This is a genomic window from Paraeggerthella hongkongensis (genome assembly GCF_003726035.1).
In the GTDB taxonomy this organism is placed as follows: Bacteria; Actinomycetota; Coriobacteriia; order Coriobacteriales; family Eggerthellaceae; genus Paraeggerthella; species Paraeggerthella hongkongensis.
This window is the reverse complement of the sequence record NZ_QICD01000005.1, coordinates 31,892-53,923: the sequence shown is the minus strand read 5'-3', so window position 1 is coordinate 53,923 and position 22,032 is coordinate 31,892. Positions and strand designations below refer to the sequence as shown.

Below are 22,032 nucleotides of genomic sequence, written 5' to 3'. Positions count from 1 at the left end.
GCTTACGGAACGGCGACGATGGGGTACAGATGATGACGGTAGCCCCACCAAACCGGGAACACCAGGTACACCTCATGATGCCAGCTTGCCTGATGGGTCTCCACCCTGCCCGTCATCAGGTTGAAGGCATCGAGCGTGGTCGTACGATTATGCTCCGCGCCGGCTTGGTCGTAAACCTTGTTATAGGCAGCGTCGCTTACGGCAACCAGATAAGGTTTGTACTGCGACCAGTACCAGGTGGTTTCCGCACTATGCCATTCTCCGAATTCCCCGTACTGGTAGTCCCCGCGAATCAATCGAGTGCCGTCGTCGAACCCAAGAGCACGCAGCTCGTCGTAAACGCTCTGGACCTTCTCGAAGTTCCGAGCACCGCGCGCCTGCGGCAGGTTCTTCCACATCTGCTGCCACTGGGCGAGCGTGATGCTGCCCGAATGCTTGTACAGGTGGATGTCGTCTTTCTCGACGCTGTCGGAGAAGTTGGAAGGCGCACCCTGGTAGATGGTCTTCATCAGCAGATCGGTTCCGTAGGCGGTGTCGTTGAGCAAGCAGCGAATGCGTCCGTCGGACCGCGGCTCCGTAGCCAGACGATACGCTGATTTCTCCCTCAGGTACGTCTTTTTGTTGAAGGTGTCGTAAGCCACGGTGCCGTACAGCTTCTTGACCACCGTGTCCGCCTGGCTCTTCAGCTGCTTGATGGAGTCCTGGTATATGCTTCCTTCACCGGGACCGAAAAAGTCGTCGTCGTCGATGGCGTCCATGGTGTTCAAGTAGGCCATGGACACGCCGTAGCCGTACACATAGGCCGTGAACAGGCTTTCCATGTACTCCGATTTCGAAACGAACGTCTCGGGGTCCCAGTTGTAGTACGTCTCGATCCACGAGTTGTACTCGCCCACCGCATCGGAGCCCAAGCCCTCGAGCATGCTGCCCAAAGCCAGCGTTTCGGCCACGACCGTCGTGCTCATCAGGCGATCCTTCTTGTCGACCGCATTCGCAAACGACTTGAGCGTTTTCTTGTTCGCTGCGCTCAGGTCGTCGTAGGTCGCGCCGGCATCAGACTTCTCAAGCTTGTCCATCAGCCTGGAATAGAGATCTTCGTAGCTTTTCAAGGAGTCCAGATGACCCTTCACCACGTGCCATTTCGACAAGTAGCCCGCGCGCTTGTCCACGGCGTTCAGCTTCACGGCAAGAGTATCCACGCTTGTCTCCAAGCGCGTAAGCTGTCCCTTCATCAGCTGCAACTCGTCGTAGATGTCCTGCAAGCTGGGGCCGGGGTTGCCGTCGATCAAGTTGGCGATCATGCCCAGCAAAGACGCTATGCCGTTGCCGATGGACGCCTTGTCCTGCTGGCAGAAGCTTCCGATGGCGTTCGCGATGGCCTCGAGCGTTTCGAACGCCGTTTTGGCATCGCCCGCGGCAGACCCGACCTCGCCTTCCGCCGCGACGGGGACGCACGACACCGTATGGGGCCCCTGCGCTATGCCGAGCTTGTTGAGCACGACGCCCTCGGCAAGCTCGAATTGCAGGGAGGCCAAAACGGATTCCACGTCGTCCATGAACAGCTGGCGAGCCTCGGCTTCGACCGCAGGATCGACCGGCGCAGCAAGGTCGGGCGCGGCCGCAGGATCGATCGGCGCAGCGGGATCAGCTTCGGCCGGCTGCCCTTCGACCTGCGGGGACAGAAGCTCGCGATAGCCGTTCAGCCACCCTTGGGCCGTTTCCGCGTCGATGGACATCTTCAGCGAGAACCAGTCGCTTCCCAGCTTGCTTTCCACGGACAGCCCCAGGCCTTCGGGGAGCAGAATCTGGCTTGCATCCGACAGGGCCAGCGAGCCGCCGACGGCACCCAGCTGCACGGTTGCAGCCACTTCAGCCGGACCGACGTCGCCAATAGCCACGCCCGTCACGTCCACGGTGCCGTACGGCACGGCGTCGACGGCATCGGCCGCACCAACCAGTCGATCGTCGGCCGGCGCATACGCGCGAGCCAGGTCGGGCTCGCCCACCAACAGGCGGGGGTCCATGCGAAACGCGGCCGGCTCGAAAGCATCGAGCGCCGCCGTCAGAACCTCGAACTGCTCTTCCGGCGAGCCGGCCTGCACGGAGATCTCGAGCAAGCCCTTATGCGCGTCGGCCGCATCAGCCGAGAAGCCTTCGACCCGTATGCGGTCGTCGTCGAACCGGATCATGTCCTTCGCTGCACCGGAATCAAGCTTCCCGTTTTCCACGAACAGGGGGATTCCGAACACCTCGCGTTTATACGAAGCGGATGCCACGTCCAAGGTAACGCGCGGGCTTTCAACCGACACGTACGCCGCAGACACCGAGGATGCGTCCGCGAACGCTTCGCGGGAGAAAGAGATGACGCCATCGGTCCCAGGGGAGCCGGGATCGCCGTCGATACGCACGGTAGCCGAGTTAGGGCCGGTCAGGGTCACGGCAGAAACCGACGATCCCTCGAACGCGCCGGACAAGGAAAGCGCGCTGACGGAAAGCGCTTCGGCGAACGGCGCGTCGGAAACCACGTCCACTTGCGCGAAGCGCGCGCCGGCGGGAACGGCCTCGCCGTCGGCAACCTGCACCGTCGCTATCTTCGCGCTGGCGGGAACCGCAGCCGACCCGACGGTCAGCGTAGCGGGAATCGTCGTTTGCGGGGATGCGCATACCGCGGATCCGCTCACCTGAAGCGAAGACGCTTCGTCGGCATGCGCGATGCCGGGCACCTGCGGCGCGAGCCCCGCCGCCAAGGCGACGACGATCAGAATCGACATGCCGCCGCGAGCCCGGGAACGTCGTCCGCCCTTGCAAGAGAACGTCGCGCACGCCAGCACCGCGAACGCGGCCACGCACGCCGCCAGAGCAAGCGAGGCAGCGGCGTTATCGCCCGTCGATACCAGGCGCGTGCCCGTCATCGAACGAAACACCACGTCGAACGACAGGTCGATCGATTCTCCCGGAGCAACGCTCTGCTTCGAGGCCGCAAGGGAGGCAGACGCATCCGCCAAGCGCACGTTGCCGGGCAGGCTGGCTTCCAGGCGAACGTCGGACCATGTAGCATGCGTGGAGTTCTCCGCCTTGAACGTAACCCGAGCGCGCTCCCCCGAAGCGTAGGACTGGGCATCGAACGACCCCTCGATGCGCGGAGACGCTCCCGAATCCTGGTCAGCGCCGACGTTTTCCGCATACGCAGGCGACGGAAGCAGGGCGAGCGCGAGCGTCAAGCACCATGCCGCGAAAAACGCCGCAAGCGCCGCGAACGAGCGCCGTTTCGCAAGCCGCTTCACCTCCCCTGAAGAAAGCGGGTCGTGCGCAACATTCAAAAACGGGGCGGACGCGTATCGCATGGCGGTCTCGTTTCAACGAATCGGACAGGGCAGACCTCGTCTTCATTATAAAAGCGCGAGCTTGCCGAACGTGCTTCCTAATTCGTAGAAATATGACCCTGTTTCGCTGAGAACGCGCCCGATCGGCGGCGCGCGCATCTTGGCAAGCGAGCCCGACCGAGCAACGTCAAGCCGCTTTCCTCCCCGCCCGAAAAGAGCCTACTCTTCTCCGCGCTCCCAAGCGGCTATCTCGGCCAGAAACGCCTGGCCGTAGCGGGCAAGCTTCGTGGCGCCCACGCCGCTGACCTCAAGGAACTCCTCGTCGTTCGCAGGCTTCTTGACGCACATGTCGCGCAGCGCGGCATCGGAGAACACGATGTACGGAGGCTTGCCGGCTTCGTCGGCCAAGCGCTTGCGCAGCGCGCGCAAACGTTCGAACAAGCTCGAATCGACCTCGCCGAGCGCGGACGAGCCCGACGACCCGAACGCACGGCCGCCCGCGCTTCGTTCCCGGCTTCGCTCGGGCTTGCGGGACACGCGCTTCATGGTCAGCGAGAAGCCGTCCTCCGCCGCTTCGCGCGCTCGCGGCCCCAAGCCGACCGTGGGATAGGAGCCCTCGGTGATGGACAGGTACCCTCCCGCCGCCAACAGTTCGATGATCTCCTTGACCTGCGCAACCGACGCGTCCACGGTACCGTAGCTAGCAGCCTCGTCCAAGTGCATCTCAAGCACTTTCGCCACCTTCGATCCGCGCAGAACGTCGACGACCATGCCCTTGCCGAAACGCCCGCGCAGCTCCTGCACGCAGCGCATGACGGCCCGCGCGGTGGCGGTCACGTCCACGGCTTCGAAGGCGCCGGCGCAATTCGAGCAGCAGGTTCCGACTGCCTGCCGGCAGTCGGAAGAGCCCGACGCTACGGAAGGTCCTGGCGCTGAATCTTGCGGCTCCAAGCCCTCCTCACGGCCCGAAGGCCGCTTCATCGGGCTTTCCCCGCAATCTTCAGCACCAGGACCCTCTTCGCTGACGTTGCTAACGACCTGCGATGATTGCTCCCCGAAGTAGCGCAAGATGTACGCGCGCAGGCAGTCGGTGGTATGGCAGTACCCGCACATGGCCTCGAGCAAGCGGCGGCGGCTGGCGCGCACAGCTTCCGATTCCTCCGGGGCAAGCTCCTCGTTTCCCGATTCCTGCTCTATGAAAAAGCGGCATGTGGACACGTCGCCGTCGCTCCAAAACAGCAGGCATTCGGAAGGCTCCCCGTCGCGACCGGCGCGGCCGGCCTCCTGGTAGTACGCCTCGATGCTGCCGGGCATGTTGTGGTGAATGACGTAGCGCACGTTCGATTTGTCGATGCCCATGCCGAAAGCGTTGGTGGCCACCATCACGGGCGCGTCGTCGACGATGAACGCGCGCTGGCTTTCGGCGCGGGCCGCCGCGGGCATCCCCGCGTGATAGCGAACGGCGCGTACGCCGGTTTCGAGAAGGGCCGCGTGCACCTTGTCCACGTCCTTGCGCGTGGAGCAGTACACGATGCCGCCGTCCAAGGGATGATCGAGCACGTACGCGGCGATGCGCGCAAGCTTTCGCTTCGGCTCCAAACGCTCCACGCCAAACGAAAGGTTCGGCCGATCGAACCCGGTCACCGCCTCGTACGGATCGCGCAGGTCGAGCAGCCGCGCGATGTCGCCGCGAACGCGCGCCGTAGCCGTAGCCGTGAACGCCGCTACGACGGGCCGCTGCGGCAGCTGGGCGATGAAATCGCCTACGGCCAGATACGACGGACGGAAATCCTGCCCCCACTGCGACACGCAGTGGGCTTCGTCCACCGCAACGAGCGGGATACGGGCCTCGCGCGCGAACTCGATGAAACGAGGGTCGGACAAGCGCTCGGGCGCAACGTACATGATCTGGTACGCTCCTTCGAGCGCGCGGCGCAGCACGGTTGCCTGCTGGCCCGGCGTGAGCGTGGAGTTGAGGTACGCGCCCCGAACGCCCGCCTCGATAAGGGCGCGCACCTGATCGCCCATGAGCGACACGAGCGGGCTTACCACCAGGGTCAATCCGCCCAACACGATGCCCGGCACCTGGTAGCATACCGATTTTCCCGCACCCGTCGGCATGACCGCGAGCGCGTCGCGCCCAAGCAAGATGGCGTCCACGACGCCCTGCTGCCCCGGCCGAAACGACTCGTACCCAAAATGGCTTTTGAGCGCCGCTTGCGCGGCGGCTGCATTCATCATGTTCGGAACATCCTCCTTGAACGGCAAGCGAACGGGCGCACGGCTGCAACGGGAGCGTCGAGGAATGCGGCCCTTCGGGAATCTTACCGCAAGGACCCCCTTCCGGACGGCTCTCGAAATCGTTTCTACAGGTTCTGCCGCCCTGCAGGACGGAAATCCCGGCGATCGCCGAAAACCGCACGGTTGCCGCTATACTGGATGCATCGCATCCCATCCCGACATAATCCTTGTTCCTGTCGTGTTAGATTCAGAGAGGAAGCAGCCCTGACGAACGAGCTCGACATAGCCGCGGTGTTTCACCGCCATGCGAAGACGGTCTACCGCCTGTGCTATTCGTACCTGGGCAGCTCCGCCGACGCCGAAGACGCGACGCAAACCGTGTTCCTCAAGCTGCTCGATAAGCCCCGCACGTTCAACGACGACGAGCACGAGAAAGCTTGGCTCATCGTGTGCGCCCAGAACCATTGCCGCGACCTATTGAAAAGCGCGGCGCGAAAGCGCTCGGCAGAGCTTCCCGAAGACATGCCGGACGACCGTGCCCATGCCGAAAGCGACGAAACGCTTCGCGTGGTGCTCGATTTGCCGGAAAAGTACAAGACCTGCGTGTACCTGCATTATTACGAAGGATACCGCACTGCCGAGATCGCCGAGATCACCGGCACGCCGGCATCCACGGTGCGCAGCCACTTGAGCGAAGCCCGCGCGCTGCTCAAGACCCTACTGGGAGGTGAGCAGCATGAACGATGACGAGCGTCTCGAAGAGTCGGTCGACGAGCCAGACGCCGCGTTGGGAGATGCTCTGTTCCGTGCGTTCGACAGGATGACCCCGAGCGCCGAAGTCGAGGAGCGCATGCTCAAAGCCATTGCCCCGACCTGCGAAACGCCCTCGAACGAGAACGAAGGCGAGGACGAATGCGAAGACGAGGAACCCCATTCCCACCTGGAAGACTGCGACGCATCGAACCGAGCGTTCGTCCCCGCAACGGTGGTGCTCGGTAAAAACGGAGCGAACACCGAATCGTACCGCAAGGCAAGGCGCGTCTGGAACGTGTCGGTTCCCGCGGCGGCCTGCCTGGTGCTTGCCGTGGGAATCGGCGGGATCGCCCTGGGCGTAAGCGGCACGGCTCAGCAAGGCATGCAGGCCGCCGCGCCGAACGAGGGCGGCACAACGAGCATGTCGAGCGCCGAAGCCGCCCGCAGCGCCGATGCGGTCCCGACCCCCGAAACCGGCGCCGGACCTGCAGCGAACGCCGCTCCCCACCTGAACGTCGTCCTGTCCGACGGATTGCAGCTGCGCATAGCCTCCGGCGAAGACGGCCTTCCCCTGGCCGCAGACCCTGCGCTGGTCGGCGATCAGATCGAGGTTGCCAGCGCCTGGACCGATTCGCAGGAACGCGTGGGCTGCACGGTGTTCGCCTACGGCGACGGCGCCCACCCCTACGCCGTGCGCTACGACGGAGACGAATCCTTCTATGTAGCCAGCGCCGTCTGAGCAAAGCCGCGCACGCCGTCGCGCGCATACCGGGCGGCGTGCGAAAAGCTACGCCTGCGCCTTCGGCAGAAAGCCGTCCAGTTCCGCATCCAGCTGCGAAAGGCGCTTGACGCGCGGATAGCGGTCGAGCGCGCCGCGAACCATGACCATGCGCACGTCCCGCAGCGCCTCCAGGTTTTCAAGAGGATTGCAATCGAGCACGATGAGGTCGGCCGACTTGCCGGGCTCGATCGAGCCGGTCTCGTCGCCCAGGCCCAGAATGCGCGCGTTTCCCAGCGTGGCAACGTGCAACGCCGTCTGCCGCGAAGCGCCTACGATGCGCTCGAAGTACACCACCTCGCGCCACATGTCGTAGTGCGTGATGTACGGGCACGACGAATCGGTCCCCAAACCCACGGGGATGCCGGCCTCCAATGCCTGCTGGGCGGCGCGCACGATACCCTCGTAGACGATGCGGCCGTTCACCTTTTGGACCTCGGTCGATTTCGTCTTTTCGGGCGAGAGCTTCACGAACGGCAGCGCCGGAGATACGGTGCAGGTAAGCGAAGAGGCGCGTCCAGCGCCGTTGCGCTTGAACAGGGCGATCAGCTCGTCATCCAGCTCGGCGCCGTGCTCGATGGTGTCCACCCCCGCCTCCAGGCCCACGCGCACGCCTTCGGCGCTCTCGATGTGCGCGGCGGTGCGCATGCCCAGCTTGTGCGCCTCGTCCACGGCCGCGCGGGCGATGTCGGGCGGCATGCGCAGCACGCCCGGCTCCCCTTCGACCTCCGCGTCGAACACGCCGCCCGTGATGAACAGCTTCACGTGGTCGCACGCGTGCGCGAAGCACGTGCGAACGATCTCGCGCGCCTGCTCGGGCGTGCCCGCCACGTGGGCGAACAAGCCTGCGCCGTGACCGCCCGGCACGGTAACGCCCACGCCGGACGCAAGCAGCCGCGGCCCCGGGAACGCGCCTGCGTTGATGGCGTCGCGCACCTCCACGTCGGCGAACCCCGGATCGCCCACCGAGCGCACCGTGGTCACGCCGCTTGCCAGCTGCTGCTGCGCATGGCTTCGCAGGACACGGCGAAGCGCCCACCTGCCCACCGGGTTGCCCACCACGCCGTCTATGAGGCGGCCCGCGCCGCCCGCGCTCAGCGGCTTGCCCGACCCGCACAGGTGCACATGAGCGTTGATCAGCCCGGGCATAAGGTACGCGCCGGCCAGGTCGATTTCCTCCGCGCCCGCAGGCGGCACCGTGCTGGACGCAGGTCCCACCTTGTCGATGCACCCGGCGTCGTCCACGACCACCGTCATGTTCGGCAAGGGCGCCATGCCCCCCGTACCGTCGAGCACCGTTGCGTGCGTGAACACGTATGCCATAGCGCGCCGCCTCCCACGGCGCGCATGCGCCGCATCCTCGTCTGCTTGAATCTGCCCGTTCAGTATACGCCTGGGGCAACGCCGGAGAAAGCGCCGCAGCTACCGAGAAGCGCGGCGATCGGCCAAAGCATCGCGCTCTTCCCTCGTGATGGAAAACGCCACATGGGGCATGCGCACCCCGCGGTAGTGCTTCACCACCGTTGCACGCGGGGTCATGCCGTTTCGGCGAGCAACCGCCTGCGACGGCTCATTCGTGTCGCGAATCAAAGAATACACCTCGCGAGCGCCCAAGACGTCGAAGGCGTAGTCGCGACAAGCGACGGCTGCCTCGGTCGCGTACCCCCGATGCCAGAACGCCTTCATGAACAGGTAGCCCACCTCCATGACCTGGGTGTCTCGATATTCCTGCAACGTGACCCCGCACTGTCCGATCATGCGATTCGTCTCCTTGAGCACCACGGCCCAAAGCCCGAAACCATCGGTACGATAGCGCGCCGTCTGCCGATCGAGCCACTCCCGCACACCGGTCTCATCGAAGGGGCCTTCGTAGGCATACATGACATCGGGGTCCTGCAAGATGGTGCGAAGCGCGTCCAAATCGCCTTCGCTCATTTTTCGCAAGGTCAAGCGCTCGGTCTCCAAAATGCATTCCATGCTCGCCCTTGAGCGGCGGTCGGCCATGATTCGGACGGCGCCCGACGCCTCGGCAGCCCGCAGCAGGGAATCCATCGTCAAGGCCTCGCCCTTCGGCACGTGCACGGCCAGGCATGAAAAGCTCGGCTTGTCGGCGGTGAACAGGCCAAGCTCCCGCGAGGCGGCGCGCACGTCGTCTTTCGACAACCCGCCGCGACGCAGAGGCGAGATCACGCCCAGCTCCGCAAGCGCCCGGAAGCCGGGGCGGTTCGCCGGATCGTCGGTGGTGTTCGTACCGTCGGCCAGCACCTCGTACCCGTCGCGCGCCATGCGCTCCAGAATGGTCGAGAAGATGAACGTCTTGCATCGATAGCAGCGATCGGGCGCATTCTCGCAGATGTCGGCGCGCAACAGAACGTCGGCGTCTATCAACTCGAAATCGACTCCGATCTGGCCTGCCAAGCGCAGGGCGTCCTCGATCTCGAACGCAGGCTGAAACGCCGTGCGCACGCCGTACGCCTTCACCTGGCACCCGGCCCGCAATGCGGCGGCAAGCAAATACGATGAATCGCACCCGCCCGAAAACGCCACGGCAAAGCGCGGCGTGCGCGCGAGAAAATCCCCCAAAGGCTCGATGCCCGCCTGCTGCCCGGGCCCGACGGCAACGAGTCCGTCGCGGCGGGCGCTTTCGTTTTCGTATGCGTTTTCGTGCGCGGCCATGCTCCCCCTTTAACGCTCGAACAGCTCTGCCGCGCGCGCCAGCTCCTCGACGATGGGGATATGCTGTGGGCACACGTCCTCGCACGCGCCGCACGCGATACACGACGACGCAAGGCCGTCGGACACGTTCCAATCGTAGTTTTCCTGAGCGCGGAACTCGTCATGGTAAAGCGCCAGGATGTTGAGCGACGCGAGCGCCGCCGGGATGCGCACGTCCTGCGGGCAGTTTTTCAAGCAGTACCGGCAATCCGTGCAGGGCACCGTGGGGATGCCGTCCAAGATAGCCCGCACCCGATCGAGCAGCGCGCGCTCCTCGCTGGCCATCGGCTGGGCGTCGCGCACGATCCGCACGTTCTCCCGCACCTGATCGGGAGTGGACATGCCGGACAGAACGGAAACCACGCCCGGCAGCGACGCGGCGAAGCGCAATGCCCACGAGGCCAGGGACGCGTCAGGCTGCGCCGCGCTCAGCAGGCTCGCCGCCGCATCGGGAAGCTTCACAAGCGATCCGCCCTTGATGGGCTCCATCACCACCACGGGCAAGCCGTGGGCGCGCGCAACCTCGTAGCACTTGCGCGATTCGATGGTCGGGCTTTCCCAATCGGCGTAGTTGATCTGCACCTGCACGAAATCCATGTTCGGATGAGCGGCCAGCACCTCTTCGAGCACGTCGGCCTTGTCATGAATGGAAAAACCCAGATTGCGGATCAACCCTTCTTCCTTCTTCTGCGCGAGAAAGTCCCACAATCCATACTCGTCGAACTGAGCGGTGCGGTCCTCCCCCAGGTTGTGCAGCAGAAAGTAGTCGAAGTAGCCCGCACCGGTTTCGCGCAGGGATTTGTCGAACATGGCGCGCGCGTGATCGGCGTCCTTCGCCAGCCACGCCGGTAGCTTCGTCGCGATTTGGAACGATTCGCGCGGATAGCGATCCACGAGCGCCGCGCGCAACGCCGCCTCCGACCTTCCGCCATGATAGCCGCGCGCCGTGTCGAAATACGTGAAACCGGCATCCATGAACAGGTCGACCATCTCCTTGACCTGCTCGATGTCGATCTCCTTCGACCCATCCGGCAGTTCTGTTTCCGGCAGCCGCATGAACCCGAAGCCCAATGGCGCCAATTTCTCGCTCGTCTGCATGTTCGTCCTCCGCACGTTCCCCCAATAAAAAAGCTGCATAACAGCCTTTCGTCAGGCGTTATGCAGCTTATCGCATCATCGCGCTGCTTACACGTTGAACTTGAAGTGCATGACGTCGCCGTCTTGCACCACGTACTCCTTGCCTTCTTGGCGGAGCTTGCCGGCGTCGCGACAGCCCTTTTCGCCGCCCAGGCCCACGTAGTCCTCGTACGAGGCCGTCTCGGCCTTGATGAAGCCGCGCTCGAAGTCGGTATGGATGACGCCGGCAGCCTGCGGGGCCTTCGCGCCGATGGGGATGGTCCAGGCGCGCGTTTCCTGCACGCCCGTGGTGAAGTACGACTGCAGGCCCAGCAGCTTGTACGCCTCGCGCACCAAGCGGGCCAGGCCGCTTTCCTCAAGGCCCATGGCTTCCAGGTACTCCTTCGCCTCCTCCGGATCAAGCTCGGCCAGATCCGCCTCCACCTTCGCGCTGATCGGCACGGGGCGGCACCCGTCGATCTCGGGCAGTTCGGCGTCCAGCTGGTCCTCGTCCACGTTGGCAATGTAGAGCATGGGCTTCATGGTCAGCAAGTGCAGGTCGTAGATAGCGGCACGCTCGTCCTCGTCGAGGCCCAGCGTGCGCGCGCGATGCCCCTCGTCCAGGCCCGCGAGCACCTTCTTGGCCACTTCGACCTTCTTGGCGCCGTCCTTGTCGCGCTTCGCTTCCTTCTCCAGACGCGGCAGCGCTTTCTCGATGGTGGCCATGTCGGCCAGCATGAGCTCGGTCTTGATGGTATCCACGTCGCTGTGCGGATCCACCTTGCCCGCAACGTGCACCACGTCGGGGTCGCCGAAGAAGCGCACGACCTCGCAGATGGCGTCCGTTTCGCGGATGTTCGCAAGGAACTGGTTGCCAAGGCCCTCGCCTTGGCTGGCGCCGGCCACCAGGCCCGCGATGTCCACGAACTCGATGGTAGCGGGCACGATGCGCGTGGGGTGGTCGATGTTGGCCAGCGCGTCCAGACGCGTGTCGGGCACGGGCACCACGCCCACGTTGGGCTCGATGGTGGCGAAGGGATAGTTGGCCGCAAGACCGCCTTTGTTGGTGAGGGCCGTGAACAGCGTAGACTTGCCGACGTTCGGCAAGCCGACGATACCGATGGACAATGACATGAAATATCCTTCTCAAGCGTTTGAAACGTATCGAACCATGATAGCAAATGAAAGGGGTCCGTGCGCATGCGCGTACAGACCCCACGCAACCTATCAGCGCATGCAGCTTCGCGCGCCTGACCGCATCGTCGCCCCAAACGGACGCTTTTCGCCGTCAAAACGTCCGTTTGGGGCGACGATGTTCGTTGGCGTGCGCCCGTGCAGGCTGACGACCCACCACCTCGTGCAGGTCGCTGCACGTGAGCCATCGTCGATCCGAAAACACGTTTTTGGACCCAAAAACGTGTTTTCGGATCGACGATGCCCAGCAATGCGATTCAGCGCGCCGTCATGCGCCGGCCATCTCCCGGCACTCCTCAAGCGTCGAGTCGATGATCAGCAAAGCCGACTGGGCCGCATCCAGAAGAAGCGCCCCTTCGTCGGTCAGCTCGTTATCGCGCGAGCGATCGAACAGCTCGAAGCCCAGCTCCTGCTCGAGCGCCTTGATATGGTTGCTCAGCGTGGGCTGGGAAACGAACAGCTTCTCGGACGCCGCCCGAAAGCTGCCGTGATGAGCAAGCGTCACGAATCCCCTCAAAAGCTCAATCTTCACCGAAGCACCTCCGCTCCAACCCTCGACGACGCACCGCAAGCGCTCCCGTCCCCATCACCGCTCTCCCCTTGCAAGATGATCGCGAAACGTGTCCAGGACAGGCGCTATGCAAGGCCGTTCGGACACTGGTCGATGCACCAGGCTCCGCGGCATCAACAAAGGGGCATCGTCAACCAAATCCCTGATCACATAGCCTTCCCGCCGAGCGAAATACTGCGCGAGCATCGACTTCATCGAAATGAAAATCGAATCTTCGAGATCGACGGTCCAGAAGTTCAGCAGGTTGCCCATGGGGATCAAGCGAAATCTCAAGTCCATGTCGTCGCCCAGCATATGGACGATGATGCGCTTCCAGCTTTCCGACTCGATCACGTCAAGCTGCGCGATCTCGACGCCGCGCAAGCGATCGCGCGTCAGAGGCCCGCTCGCCAGCGGGTGGTCCTCCCTCATGGCCACGGCGCACGGCTCGTGCCCGTACCGCTCGTAGAGCAAACCCATGCTCTCGACCTCCATGCGCAAAGCGGGCAGCAGGTCGAGATCGTACATGACCATGACATCGGCGGCCTCTTGCGCGAACGGGTACAGCATCGGCCTTTTGTTGTCGTAGCTTGCAAAGGCGTAGCGGCAGGGGCAGTGCTTCTCCAACATGGCGCGCAGCTCGAAAACCGAGCAACGAAGCGATATGTTCACCACCTGGTCCTGCTCTTCGCGCAAGTCTGCGAGCGCGCGGCATCGTTCCAAACCCGAATCGATCGTATCCAGCGCCCGCGCCATACCATCGAGAAACGCTGCGCCCGCATCGGTCAGCTCGTTGCTTTCCGAGCGGTCGAACAAAGCGAATCCCAGCTCCTGCTCGAGCCCCCTCATATGATTGCTCAACGTTGGACGAGCAACGTACAGCTCATCTGCGGCTTCTTGAAAGCTGCCGCACCGAGCCAACGTGACGAACTCCCTGATATGCTCAAGCTTCACGGCGCCTCCCCCCTGCTCATCTTGATTCGAGCGTATCTTCCGATAATACCGAGTGTTTCCCTTCTGGGCAACATCTTGCCGCACTTCATCGCAGGTAAAGCACTTCGGACGCGAATGGCGCGACCGCGAATCCGGAGCCGCATGCAAGGGCAAATCGAATAGGCGCATAAAAAAGGCGAACGCTCGCCCGGCGCGCATCCTCGTTAAGATACTCACGCCCGTTAACGGGGGACAAGGCACGGGGCGACTTGAGGGGAAGCGTCCGCAAAGCTCACGCGCGAAGCTTTGCGCATCTCCATGCGTCACGGCACGCGTCAAGCGCATCCCGCCACAAGAACCGCTACTTCAAGAAAGAAGGAGAAGCATACGCATGAAGCATGCCGAAGGAACCATCCTGAGCGCTGCCATAGGGAGAAGGAGCTTTCTGAAGGGCTCTGCCGCGGCAGCCGTCGCGGCCGGCCTGGGGTCGAGCCTATGCGAAAGCGAATTGGCCTTTGCGGACGAGAAGAAGGCCGGCGCAAGCGAGGACATCGTCAAGCCCGGCACCTGCCGAGGAGGCTGCGGCGCCGGCTGCCAGATGAACGTGCACGTCCGCGACGGAAAGATCGTCAAAACATCCCGTAGAAAGCAAAGCGATCCCGACGTGACCCGCGTCTGCAACAAGGGGCTGACCCATGCGCTGCGCGTCTACGCCGAGGACCGCCTCAAATACCCCATGAAGCGCGTAGGCGAGCGCGGCGAGGGCAAATGGGAGCAGATCAGCTGGGACGAAGCCATCACCACCATTTCCGACAAATGGAAAGAGGTCAACGAGAAGTACGGCCCTCGGGCCAACGGCTTCCTGTGCGGCTCCGGCAACATCACCCCCGACTCCCAGCAGGGAAAGCGCCTGTGCTCCGCCATGGGCGCAACGCTGCTCGACGCCGCCCAGGACCGCGTGTTCTACGCATCGTTTCCTCCTATCGTGGGCGCGTTCAAGGGCGTCGGCGGCGGCGGTCGCAACGACCTCAAGAACGCCAAGCACATATTCATCTGGGGCTTCAACCCCTCCGAAGGCGACAGCCAGACGTTCCATTACTTCCTGCGCGCAAAGGTCGAGCATGGCGCCAAGATGATCGTCATCGATCCGACGTTCACCATCGCAGCCTCGAAGGCCGATCTGTTCGTCCCCATCCACCCCGGCACCGACGGCGCCCTCGCCTTGGCTATGGCAAATGTCCTGGTAAACGAAGGCCTTGCCAAAGAGGACTTCCTGAAGTCGGACACCGTAGCGCCCTGCCTGGTCAAAGAGGCCGACGGCAAGTACCTCCGCCTGAGCGATATCGGCAAGGCCACGGTCGGCACGCCCGAGGACAAGTGCGTCGTGCGCGCCGAAGACGGAACCTTGGGCGCGCTGGGCGAAGTTGCCGACCCGGTGATCCGCGGCGCCTTCTCCATCGAAGGCATCGAGGTGAAAACGGCGTACGACCTGCTGCTTGAGCGCGTATCCGAATGGACTCCCGAGAAGGCTTCCGAAATCTGCGACGTTCCCGTCGAAACCATCAGGGAGCTTGCCCACATGGTTCAAGACGGCCACAACTCCGTCAACATAGGCCTTGGCCTCGACCATGTCACCAACGGCATGGCAACGTTCTCGTCCATCCTCTCCATGTGCATGATCGCCGGCCAATACGGTCACCCCGGCAACACGGCGAAGGGCATGTTCCGCGGAGAGATCTCCATCGGCTGGATGCCCTACGGCCTCGCGAATCCCAAGGGAGCGCCCGGCAGCCAGGTGTTCTACTCGCCCGCCCTGCTCAACTGCATGGAATCCAAGAAATACGGCGACAAGGACATCAACATCAAGACCCTCTACATCTGGGACCACAACCTGTTCGGCACCCAGGTGGGAGGCGTGCGCTGGCGCAAGTTCCTGGAAGACGTCGAGCTTTTGGTAGTGGCCGACGTGGTTTCCACCAGCACCACGAACTACGCCGACATCGTCTTGCCGGCCTGCCATTACTTCGAAACGGAAACCGCTTCGGGCGACGACACGCGCTACGTGTTCCATAACGCGAAGTCCGCAGAGCCCCTGTACGAGTCGAAGAGCGACTTCGACATCTTCAAGATGCTGTTCGAGAAGATGGATTTGCAGGAGTACGACTTCAAGGACATCGACGAGCTCATGAACGCCGTATTCGACAACCCCACGGCGAAGAAGATCGATCTCACCTGGGATCGCGTGAAGAAGGAGGGCTCCGTTCTGACCTTCGAGCCCGATGATCGCGTCATGGGCCAGGAGGGCACGTACGGCACGCCGACGGGCCGCCTGCAGTTCTACCAGGAATCCATTCCGCTCGACACCGACTACGGTCAGAAGATCGACTTCATGAAAGAGCGCCTGCCCTACTGGGAGCCGCCCATGGAAGCCTGGAAGGAAAATCCCCTGGCAGAGAAGTACCCGCTGGTGTTCACGTCCGAGCGAAGCAAGTACAAGGTCCATACGCAGTACACCCGCGTGCCCTGGCTGCTCGAGTTCGAAGACGAGCCCTACGTTGCCGTCAACCCCGTGGACTGCGAAGCGCGCGGCATAGCCGACGGCGACTACATCCGCATGTTCAACGATCGAGGCACCTGCACGTTGCGCGTGCGGTTCAACAACGGCATCCGCCCCGGCATGGTCGTGATCGACCACGGCTGGGATCTCGACCAGTTCGTCGACGGATTCTACTGCGACCTGCTGGGATACAACGTGACCCCCGTGGTGGCGAACAGCTATTACTTCGACACGCTCATCGAAATCGAGAAGGCAACGGTCTAGAAAGGAGGAACCTGCATGCATTACGGAATGGCAATCGATCTGCAGCTGTGCTTCGGCTGCACGGAATGCGCGGTAGCCTGCAAGTCGAACAACAACCTGCCCAACAAAATGTGGTGGAACCGCGTGCTCACCGACGGAGGCGACTACCCCGACACCGCAAAAGGAACGTATCCCCAGGTGACCATGGCGCACTACCCCATCGGGTGCCAGCACTGCGCGAACCCGGCCTGCGCCAAGGTCTGCCCGGTAGGAGCAACGTGGCGCGACGAGAAGACCGGTATCGTGGTGCAGGACGTCGACAAGTGCATCGGCTGCCGCATGTGCATGGGCGCCTGCCCCTACAGCGCCCGCACGTTCAACTGGGAAGAGCCGGCCTACGCCGTCGATTTCCCCTTGGGCGACTTCGACGCCCCCAAGCACGTTGCCGGCGTAGTGGAGAAGTGCACCTTCTGCGCCAACCGCCTTGCGCGCGGCGAAGAGCCCGCCTGCATGGAGCACTGCCCCGGACGAGCGCGGTACTGGGGCGATCTGGACGATCCCGACAGCGACGTGTCGCGCGCGATCGCGGGACGTCCCACCGTTCGCTTGCTGGAAGACAAGGGCACGGAGCCTTCCGTGTACTACTTGGCGTAAAGGAGTGCCTCAATGACTGAATCGACCACGATCAAACGCTCCTCGACCGCCGTCTTGCTGGGGATATTCGCTGCGTTCGCCCTTGCGGGAACCGCCTGCTTCATCTTTCAGGCAACGCAGGGCCTGCACGTGGCCAACCTGGGCAACGACATCACCTGGGGCCTCTACATCGTAGGCTTCCTGCTGTTCACCGGCGTTGCCGCGGGGTGCCTGCTGTTCGCCTCGGCGCCGTTCGCGTTCTCCGGCCTGGAAGCTTACCGCCCCTATGCTCGCGTGGCTTCCTTCGTCGCCGTGGCATGCGGGTGCCTGTGCGCGGGCCTGTTCATCTTGGTGGATACGGGAAACCCGCTTCGCGCGTTCTCCATCCTGACCAGCTTCCAGATCATGTCCCCCTTGTTCTGGGACACCGTCATCCTGATTGCCTACGTGGCGCTGGGCTGCGCGTTCACCGTCGCGCTCGTCAAAGCGGCCGAAGGCAAGTTGGCCGAAAGCTCCGTGCGCCCCTTGGCGTTCGCCGCGTTCGTCGCCGCCCTGCTGGTAACGGTGACCTCGCTGGCATTCGCGCTCCAGGTAGCACGTCCCACCTGGAACAACCCCGGCCTGATGCTCTCGTTCTTCATCGCGGCCGTCGTTGCCGGCGGATCGGTGCTCGTCATCGTGTACGCCATGCTCGACCGCAGCGGCTATCTGCCCATGAGCGCGAAGGTGGCCCGCGGCTTCTCGCGCGCCGTCGCCCTGTTCCTTGTCGCCGAGCTCGCCTTCTCGCTGACCGAGGCGTTCAGCGGCCTGTACATCGCCGTGGGCGAAGAGGCCGCCGTTGCCGCCTGGCTGACAAGCGGACCGGGAGCGCCCTTCTTCTGGATCGAGGCAGCGTGTTCCGTAGCCGGCATCGCACTGCTGCTTCAGAAGTCCCAGACCCTGCACGTCGCAGGAGCCGCCCTGGCCTTCGCATCCATCTTTCTGGTGAAGTACAACATGCTGCAAGCGCAGCTGCACAACCCGTTGATCGGATTCGCGGGCCCCGCCGCCGCACCGGGGGCTCCGGCAGGCGCGTACTTCCCCGCGATGATCGAGTGGGGCGTGGCGCTCGGCATCATCGGCATCGGGCTGCTCGCCCTCACGTTGGGCATCTCCAAGCTCAAGCTGGGGAAGTAACCCCGAACCCATCCATCGGGTGCGGACTCCTCCCGATATAGAGGCTCCGCACCCGAACGAACCCCTCCTCTGGCGGGAAGACCTCGTTTCCCGGGTCTTCCCGCTTTTTCATCGTACGAGCAAAGGAGCATTCTTCATGAACAACGCGCTTGCGAGCGACAACCCGAAGCAACCGGATCTTACGCGCCTTCTGGGATGCGCGGACTTCTTCAGATTGGCGTCGATGTTCTTCGTCAACCCCACCGACGAGCTGGCGCAAGGCGTCCTCGACGGGACCGTGTTCGAGGACATGCGCTCCATCTTCGAGGACGCGGGCATCGACCCCTCGAGCGCGCGCTTCGAGCACGAGGGCCGGATCCGCCAGGGGAGCCTCACGGCCCGCGAGACGAGAACGGCGCTCAGGCGAGACTACACCGCGCTGTTCACCCATCCCAAGCACCCTCTCGTGCCCGTCAGCGAAATGAGGTTCCGGGACCTGCGCGATCATGCGGACGCCCCCTCCACCCCCTTCCTCAACGAAGCCGCCCTGCACGCGGAAAGCTGCTATCGCGCGGCGGGCCTCGCTCTAGCCGACGACCGCTCTCGCGAACCGGGGGACCACGCGGCCATCGAACTGGAGTTCATGGCGTACCTGCACTCCCGCCTGGCCGACGCGCTCGGCCGGGACGACCGCGAGGAGGCCCGGCGCTGGAAGCAGGCGCTCTCGGATTTCGAGCCGCATGTGGCCTGCTGGATCCCCGACCTGTTCAAGGCCTGCGCGGAATCGGGGCGCGGCGCGGTGTACCCTTGGCTCGGCCAAGCGGGCTCCGCGTTCATGGACCGCTACCTTTCGGGCTGCGCGCAGTAAGGCGAGCCGCATCGTCGATCCGAAAACACGTTTTCGGATCGACGATGCCCGCCGGCGCGACGCGGGGCATGTCGCGCGAGGCGTGCGCGCCATGCCCCGACGCACGAAGCGCCCCGACGATGCGGGGCGCTTCGAGAGCATGCGACAAGCGAACGCAAGGCGACGCTAGAACTTGATCAGCCCGAACGTTTGAGCAACGAACGCCACCAGGATGACGACCACCAGCACCGGCGCGACGTACTTGATCATGAACGTCCAAGCATTCTTGATCTTGAACGGACCGGTCAGCTCCACTTCGTCGATAATGGTCTTCGGCTTGATGATCCAACCGACGAAGACGCAGGTGAGCAGTGCCACGATGGGCATGATCACCGAGTTGGAGATAAAGTCGAAGAAGTCGAGCAGGCTCGATCCCGGACCCATCGGCTCGATGAACGACAACCCGTTGTATCCCAGGTTGACGAAGATTCCCGCTGCGACCACCACGCTGATAACGGTGATGAGCGCCTTCTTGCGCGACCAGCCGGCACCGTCCTGCACGATGGAGACGCAGGTTTCGGTAAGTGAAATGGCGCTGGTCAGCGCGGCAAACAGCACCAGCAGGAAGAACAAAAAGCCCATGATGGTGGCAGCGCCGCCCATATCCGCGAACACGGTGGGCAGGATAACGAACATAAGCGACGGGCCGGAGTTCTCCGCAACAGCCTCGCCCGAGCCCATGGCCACGAACGCGGCGGGCACGATCATGAGACCGGCCAGGAACGACACGCCGATGTCAAAGCCGCCGATGCGCGTGACGCTCGAGGTCAGGCTGGACTTCTTGTCCAGATAAGAGCCGTAGGTGATCATGATGCCCATGGCAAGCGACAAGCTGTAGAACATCTGACCGAGCGCGCCGATGACCAGTTCGGGAGAGAACTTGCTGAAGTCGGGCACCAGGTAGTACAGAGCGCCTTCAAGAGCGCCGGGCATGGTGAGCGTGTAGATAGAAATGCCCACGGCCATGATGATAAGCGCCGGCATCATAACCAGGTTCGCCTTCTCGATACCGCCCTTCACGCCCAGGGACACCACGATGAACACGACGGCCATGAACAGCAGCATCCACAGGAAGCTCTCGGTGTTGCTGGTGATGAAGCCAGTGAAGAAGTCGCCGCCATCGGCAAGCGCCTCGGGGCCGTTGATCAGGTACGCAGCGGCGTACTTCGTCACCCAGCCGCCGATGATGCAGTAATACGGCGTGATGATGAACGGCACCACCGATGCCAAAACGCCGATGAACGCGTACTTCTTGCCGAAGCTCTTGAACGCGCCGATGGCGGACTGGCCGGTCTTGCGGCCAAGCGCCGTCTCAAGCAGCAGCAGCGATACGCCGAACGTGAACACCAGAACCAGGTACGTGATCAAAAAGGTGCCGCCTCCGTACTGGGCGGCCAGATACGGGAAGCGCCACATGTTTCCCAAGCCCACGGCCGAAGCGGCCGCAGCCAGGATGAACGCCCATTTGCCCGACCACGCAGAGCGCGCGGGTGCGTCGGTAGATGCCATTCGATTCCTCCATTGTCGATCAAATATTGACAGGGGTTCCCGCCAACCGATCTCGCTCGCGGGAACTCGGACGCCGTCACCTGCGGTCTCTCCCTACCAGCACGGCGATCCAGGTGCATAATTATAGCGGCAAACAACCTTCGTCTGGTCATGTTTTGCCGCAAGAACCACCTGGGAAAAGGATTTCTTGCGAAATTGCACGTTTCCGCCCCGCGAGCGAGCGATTTAAGCGCCCCAACGGCTTCCCTCAGATGGCGGCGCGGCTCGATTGGGACGGTTTTTCCCGCTCAACCAGAGAGCGCTTTCCCGCAAGACCCGCCGTGCGCTACCATGGAGCGCACGGACACGACGATGCGGCAGCATCAAAAGGATGGTGGACATGACGAAAACGGGAAAGACGAGCCTTATCGGGAAGGCGATCCTCGTGCTGGCGGGAACGCTTTTGGCGACGCTGCTCTGTTCGTGCTCCGCCGCGCAACAATCCGACAGCAAGACCGCAACCGACGCGCTTGACGCGCAAGCGGTGCGCGATGCGCCGTTTACCCAACCGGAGCATCCCGACGCCCAGTACGTGCTCGTCATAGGCGACGACTCCTGGGGCGCCTACACCCCGGGGCGCGCAGACCTCATGATGCTCATGCGCCTGGATTTCGAGCGCAACCAGATATCGCTGGTCACCGTGCCGCGCGACACCAAGTACGTAGCGCCGGACGGCGGCGTATCGAAGCTCAACCAGGTGTACTGCGACCAAGGCCCCGAAGCCCAGTGCGCCGCGGTCTCGAGCGTCGCGGGCGTGGACGTGACGCAGTACGTTGCGATCGGATTCGAGGGGCTGCAGGGCATCGTGGAGCACTTCGGCGGCCTGAACGTGAGCCTGCCGTACGCCCTGGACTACAGCTTCTACACGAAGGACTATCCCAACGAGCGGTTCGCCGAAGGCGAGCAGACCCTGACGCCATGGCGCGCGATGGCGCTTTCGCGCACCCGCACAAGCTACGGCGACTACAATCTGGAGCAGGACATGATGCGCCAGGTTGTCGACCGGCAGATGATGGTGAACCTCATCCAGCTGGCGTTCGCCGACCCTTCGCAAACCAAGACCTTGCTTGGAGCCCTGCAAGGCTTCGTCGCCACGAACGTGTCGCTCGAAACGCAGTCGCTATGGGCCGACGAGCTTGTCGACGGATCGCAGATCACCGTGCACGCCACCAGCGGTCCGTACGCTGGTGGCATCGACGAAGAGACGCAGCTGTGGCTGGTCACGCCCGATCCCGAGAACTGGAAAGCACTCATGGACGCCGTCGACGCAGGGCGGGACCCCGCACAGGCAACGGCGGCGTACGCTGCGGCATCGGAGTCACCCCGAGCCCCCGTCAGCACGTCCGCTACGATAGCGCTGAGCTAGCGAAACGCAATCCCCGCCAA

At 63.4% G+C, this 22,032-nt stretch carries 16 protein-coding genes; 7 read left to right on the top strand and 9 right to left on the bottom strand.

The window, feature by feature from the left end; genetic code table 11:
• Positions 1-2: 2 nt before the first annotated feature.
• Entirely contained in the window at positions 3-3,344 is a 3,342-nt protein-coding gene (locus tag DMP08_RS04190; RefSeq protein WP_123191720.1) for a translocation/assembly module TamB domain-containing protein, read from the bottom strand.
• Positions 3,345-3,542: 198 nt separating this feature from the next.
• On the bottom strand, positions 3,543-5,564 hold the full coding sequence (locus tag DMP08_RS04185) for a RecQ family ATP-dependent DNA helicase (protein ID WP_123191719.1): 2,022 nt from the start codon (positions 5,562-5,564) through the stop codon (positions 3,543-3,545).
• Positions 5,565-5,855: 291 nt separating this feature from the next.
• On the opposite strand from DMP08_RS04185, the gene DMP08_RS04180 reads away from it, so the two are divergent.
• Together DMP08_RS04180 and DMP08_RS04175 are read left to right on the top strand one after the other, a co-directional pair.
• Positions 5,856-6,311, top strand: coding sequence for an RNA polymerase sigma factor (locus tag DMP08_RS04180; protein WP_244596794.1), 456 nt, complete (start codon positions 5,856-5,858; stop codon positions 6,309-6,311).
• Entirely contained in the window at positions 6,301-7,056 is a 756-nt protein-coding gene (locus tag DMP08_RS04175) for a DUF1918 domain-containing protein (RefSeq protein WP_123191717.1), read from the top strand. Before DMP08_RS04180 ends, DMP08_RS04175 begins: the two co-directional genes overlap by 11 nt.
• A 48-nt stretch (positions 7,057-7,104) precedes the next feature.
• On the opposite strand, the gene DMP08_RS04170 is transcribed toward DMP08_RS04175, so the two are convergent.
• From DMP08_RS04170 to DMP08_RS04140, 6 genes are all read right to left on the bottom strand, one after another.
• On the bottom strand, positions 7,105-8,418 hold the full coding sequence (locus tag DMP08_RS04170; protein WP_123191716.1) for an amidohydrolase family protein: 1,314 nt from the start codon (positions 8,416-8,418) through the stop codon (positions 7,105-7,107).
• 99 nt (positions 8,419-8,517) lie between these two features.
• Entirely contained in the window at positions 8,518-9,771 is a 1,254-nt protein-coding gene (larE, locus tag DMP08_RS12600) for an ATP-dependent sacrificial sulfur transferase LarE (RefSeq protein ID WP_244596793.1), read from the bottom strand.
• Positions 9,772-9,780: 9 nt separating this feature from the next.
• Positions 9,781-10,908 (bottom strand): aldo/keto reductase, encoded by a 1,128-nt coding sequence (locus DMP08_RS04155; protein WP_123191790.1) that lies wholly within the window; start codon positions 10,906-10,908, stop codon positions 9,781-9,783.
• Positions 10,909-10,995: 87 nt separating this feature from the next.
• Positions 10,996-12,060 (bottom strand): redox-regulated ATPase YchF, encoded by a 1,065-nt coding sequence (ychF, locus tag DMP08_RS04150; protein WP_123191715.1) that lies wholly within the window; start codon positions 12,058-12,060, stop codon positions 10,996-10,998.
• A gap of 328 nt (positions 12,061-12,388) precedes the next feature.
• A complete protein-coding gene (locus DMP08_RS04145; protein WP_161555413.1) occupies positions 12,389-12,652 on the bottom strand; it encodes a LysR family transcriptional regulator in 264 nt (87 codons plus the stop codon).
• Between the two features lie 54 nt (positions 12,653-12,706).
• Positions 12,707-13,624, bottom strand: coding sequence for a LysR family transcriptional regulator (locus DMP08_RS04140; protein ID WP_161555412.1), 918 nt, complete (start codon positions 13,622-13,624; stop codon positions 12,707-12,709).
• Between the two features lie 370 nt (positions 13,625-13,994).
• On the opposite strand from DMP08_RS04140, the gene DMP08_RS04135 reads away from it, so the two are divergent.
• The 4 genes from DMP08_RS04135 (at position 13,995) to DMP08_RS04120 (ending at position 19,059) form a co-directional block, all read left to right on the top strand.
• Positions 13,995-16,424 carry a molybdopterin-containing oxidoreductase family protein gene (locus DMP08_RS04135; protein WP_123191712.1) on the top strand — a complete coding sequence of 810 codons (2,430 nt, stop codon included), beginning with the start codon at positions 13,995-13,997 and terminating at the stop codon, positions 16,422-16,424.
• A 15-nt stretch (positions 16,425-16,439) separates the two neighbouring features.
• Entirely contained in the window at positions 16,440-17,057 is a 618-nt protein-coding gene (locus DMP08_RS04130; protein WP_123191711.1) for a 4Fe-4S dicluster domain-containing protein, read from the top strand.
• Positions 17,058-17,069: 12 nt separating this feature from the next.
• Complete coding sequence (nrfD, locus tag DMP08_RS04125) at positions 17,070-18,212, top strand: NrfD/PsrC family molybdoenzyme membrane anchor subunit (RefSeq protein ID WP_123191710.1); 1,143 nt, start codon at positions 17,070-17,072, stop codon at positions 18,210-18,212.
• A 136-nt stretch (positions 18,213-18,348) separates the two neighbouring features.
• Positions 18,349-19,059 (top strand): TorD/DmsD family molecular chaperone, encoded by a 711-nt coding sequence (locus DMP08_RS04120; protein WP_123191709.1) that lies wholly within the window; start codon positions 18,349-18,351, stop codon positions 19,057-19,059.
• A 165-nt stretch (positions 19,060-19,224) separates the two neighbouring features.
• Here the strand turns inward: DMP08_RS04120 and DMP08_RS04115 are convergent, their stop codons facing one another.
• The gene (locus DMP08_RS04115) at positions 19,225-20,607 is read right to left on the bottom strand and encodes a sodium-dependent transporter (protein WP_123191708.1); all 1,383 of its coding nucleotides are present in this window, start codon (positions 20,605-20,607) and stop codon (positions 19,225-19,227) included.
• A 379-nt stretch (positions 20,608-20,986) separates the two neighbouring features.
• Here DMP08_RS04115 and DMP08_RS04110 point away from each other — a divergent pair, with 379 nt between their 5' ends.
• Positions 20,987-22,012, top strand: coding sequence for an LCP family protein (locus DMP08_RS04110; RefSeq protein WP_244596792.1), 1,026 nt, complete (start codon positions 20,987-20,989; stop codon positions 22,010-22,012).
• Positions 22,013-22,032 lie beyond the last annotated feature (20 nt).

Bases quoted from the DNA above. Each gene is read 5' to 3' on its own strand.
- DMP08_RS04190 (WP_123191720.1), bottom strand. From the start codon at position 3,344: ATGCGATACGCGTCCGCCCCGTTTTTGAATGTTGCGCACGACCCGCTT.
- DMP08_RS04185 (WP_123191719.1), bottom strand. From the start codon at position 5,564: ATGATGAATGCAGCCGCCGCGCAAGCGGCGCTCAAAAGCCATTTTGGG.
- DMP08_RS04175 (WP_123191717.1), top strand. From the start codon at position 6,301: ATGAACGATGACGAGCGTCTCGAAGAGTCGGTCGACGAGCCAGACGCC.
- DMP08_RS04170 (WP_123191716.1), bottom strand. From the start codon at position 8,418: ATGGCATACGTGTTCACGCACGCAACGGTGCTCGACGGTACGGGGGGC.
- larE (WP_244596793.1), bottom strand. From the start codon at position 9,771: ATGGCCGCGCACGAAAACGCATACGAAAACGAAAGCGCCCGCCGCGAC.
- DMP08_RS04155 (WP_123191790.1), bottom strand. From the start codon at position 10,908: ATGCAGACGAGCGAGAAATTGGCGCCATTGGGCTTCGGGTTCATGCGG.
- ychF (WP_123191715.1), bottom strand. From the start codon at position 12,060: ATGTCATTGTCCATCGGTATCGTCGGCTTGCCGAACGTCGGCAAGTCT.
- DMP08_RS04135 (WP_123191712.1), top strand. From the start codon at position 13,995: ATGAAGCATGCCGAAGGAACCATCCTGAGCGCTGCCATAGGGAGAAGG.
- DMP08_RS04130 (WP_123191711.1), top strand. From the start codon at position 16,440: ATGCATTACGGAATGGCAATCGATCTGCAGCTGTGCTTCGGCTGCACG.
- nrfD (WP_123191710.1), top strand. From the start codon at position 17,070: ATGACTGAATCGACCACGATCAAACGCTCCTCGACCGCCGTCTTGCTG.
- DMP08_RS04120 (WP_123191709.1), top strand. From the start codon at position 18,349: ATGAACAACGCGCTTGCGAGCGACAACCCGAAGCAACCGGATCTTACG.
- DMP08_RS04115 (WP_123191708.1), bottom strand. From the start codon at position 20,607: ATGGCATCTACCGACGCACCCGCGCGCTCTGCGTGGTCGGGCAAATGG.
- DMP08_RS04110 (WP_244596792.1), top strand. From the start codon at position 20,987: ATGACGAAAACGGGAAAGACGAGCCTTATCGGGAAGGCGATCCTCGTG.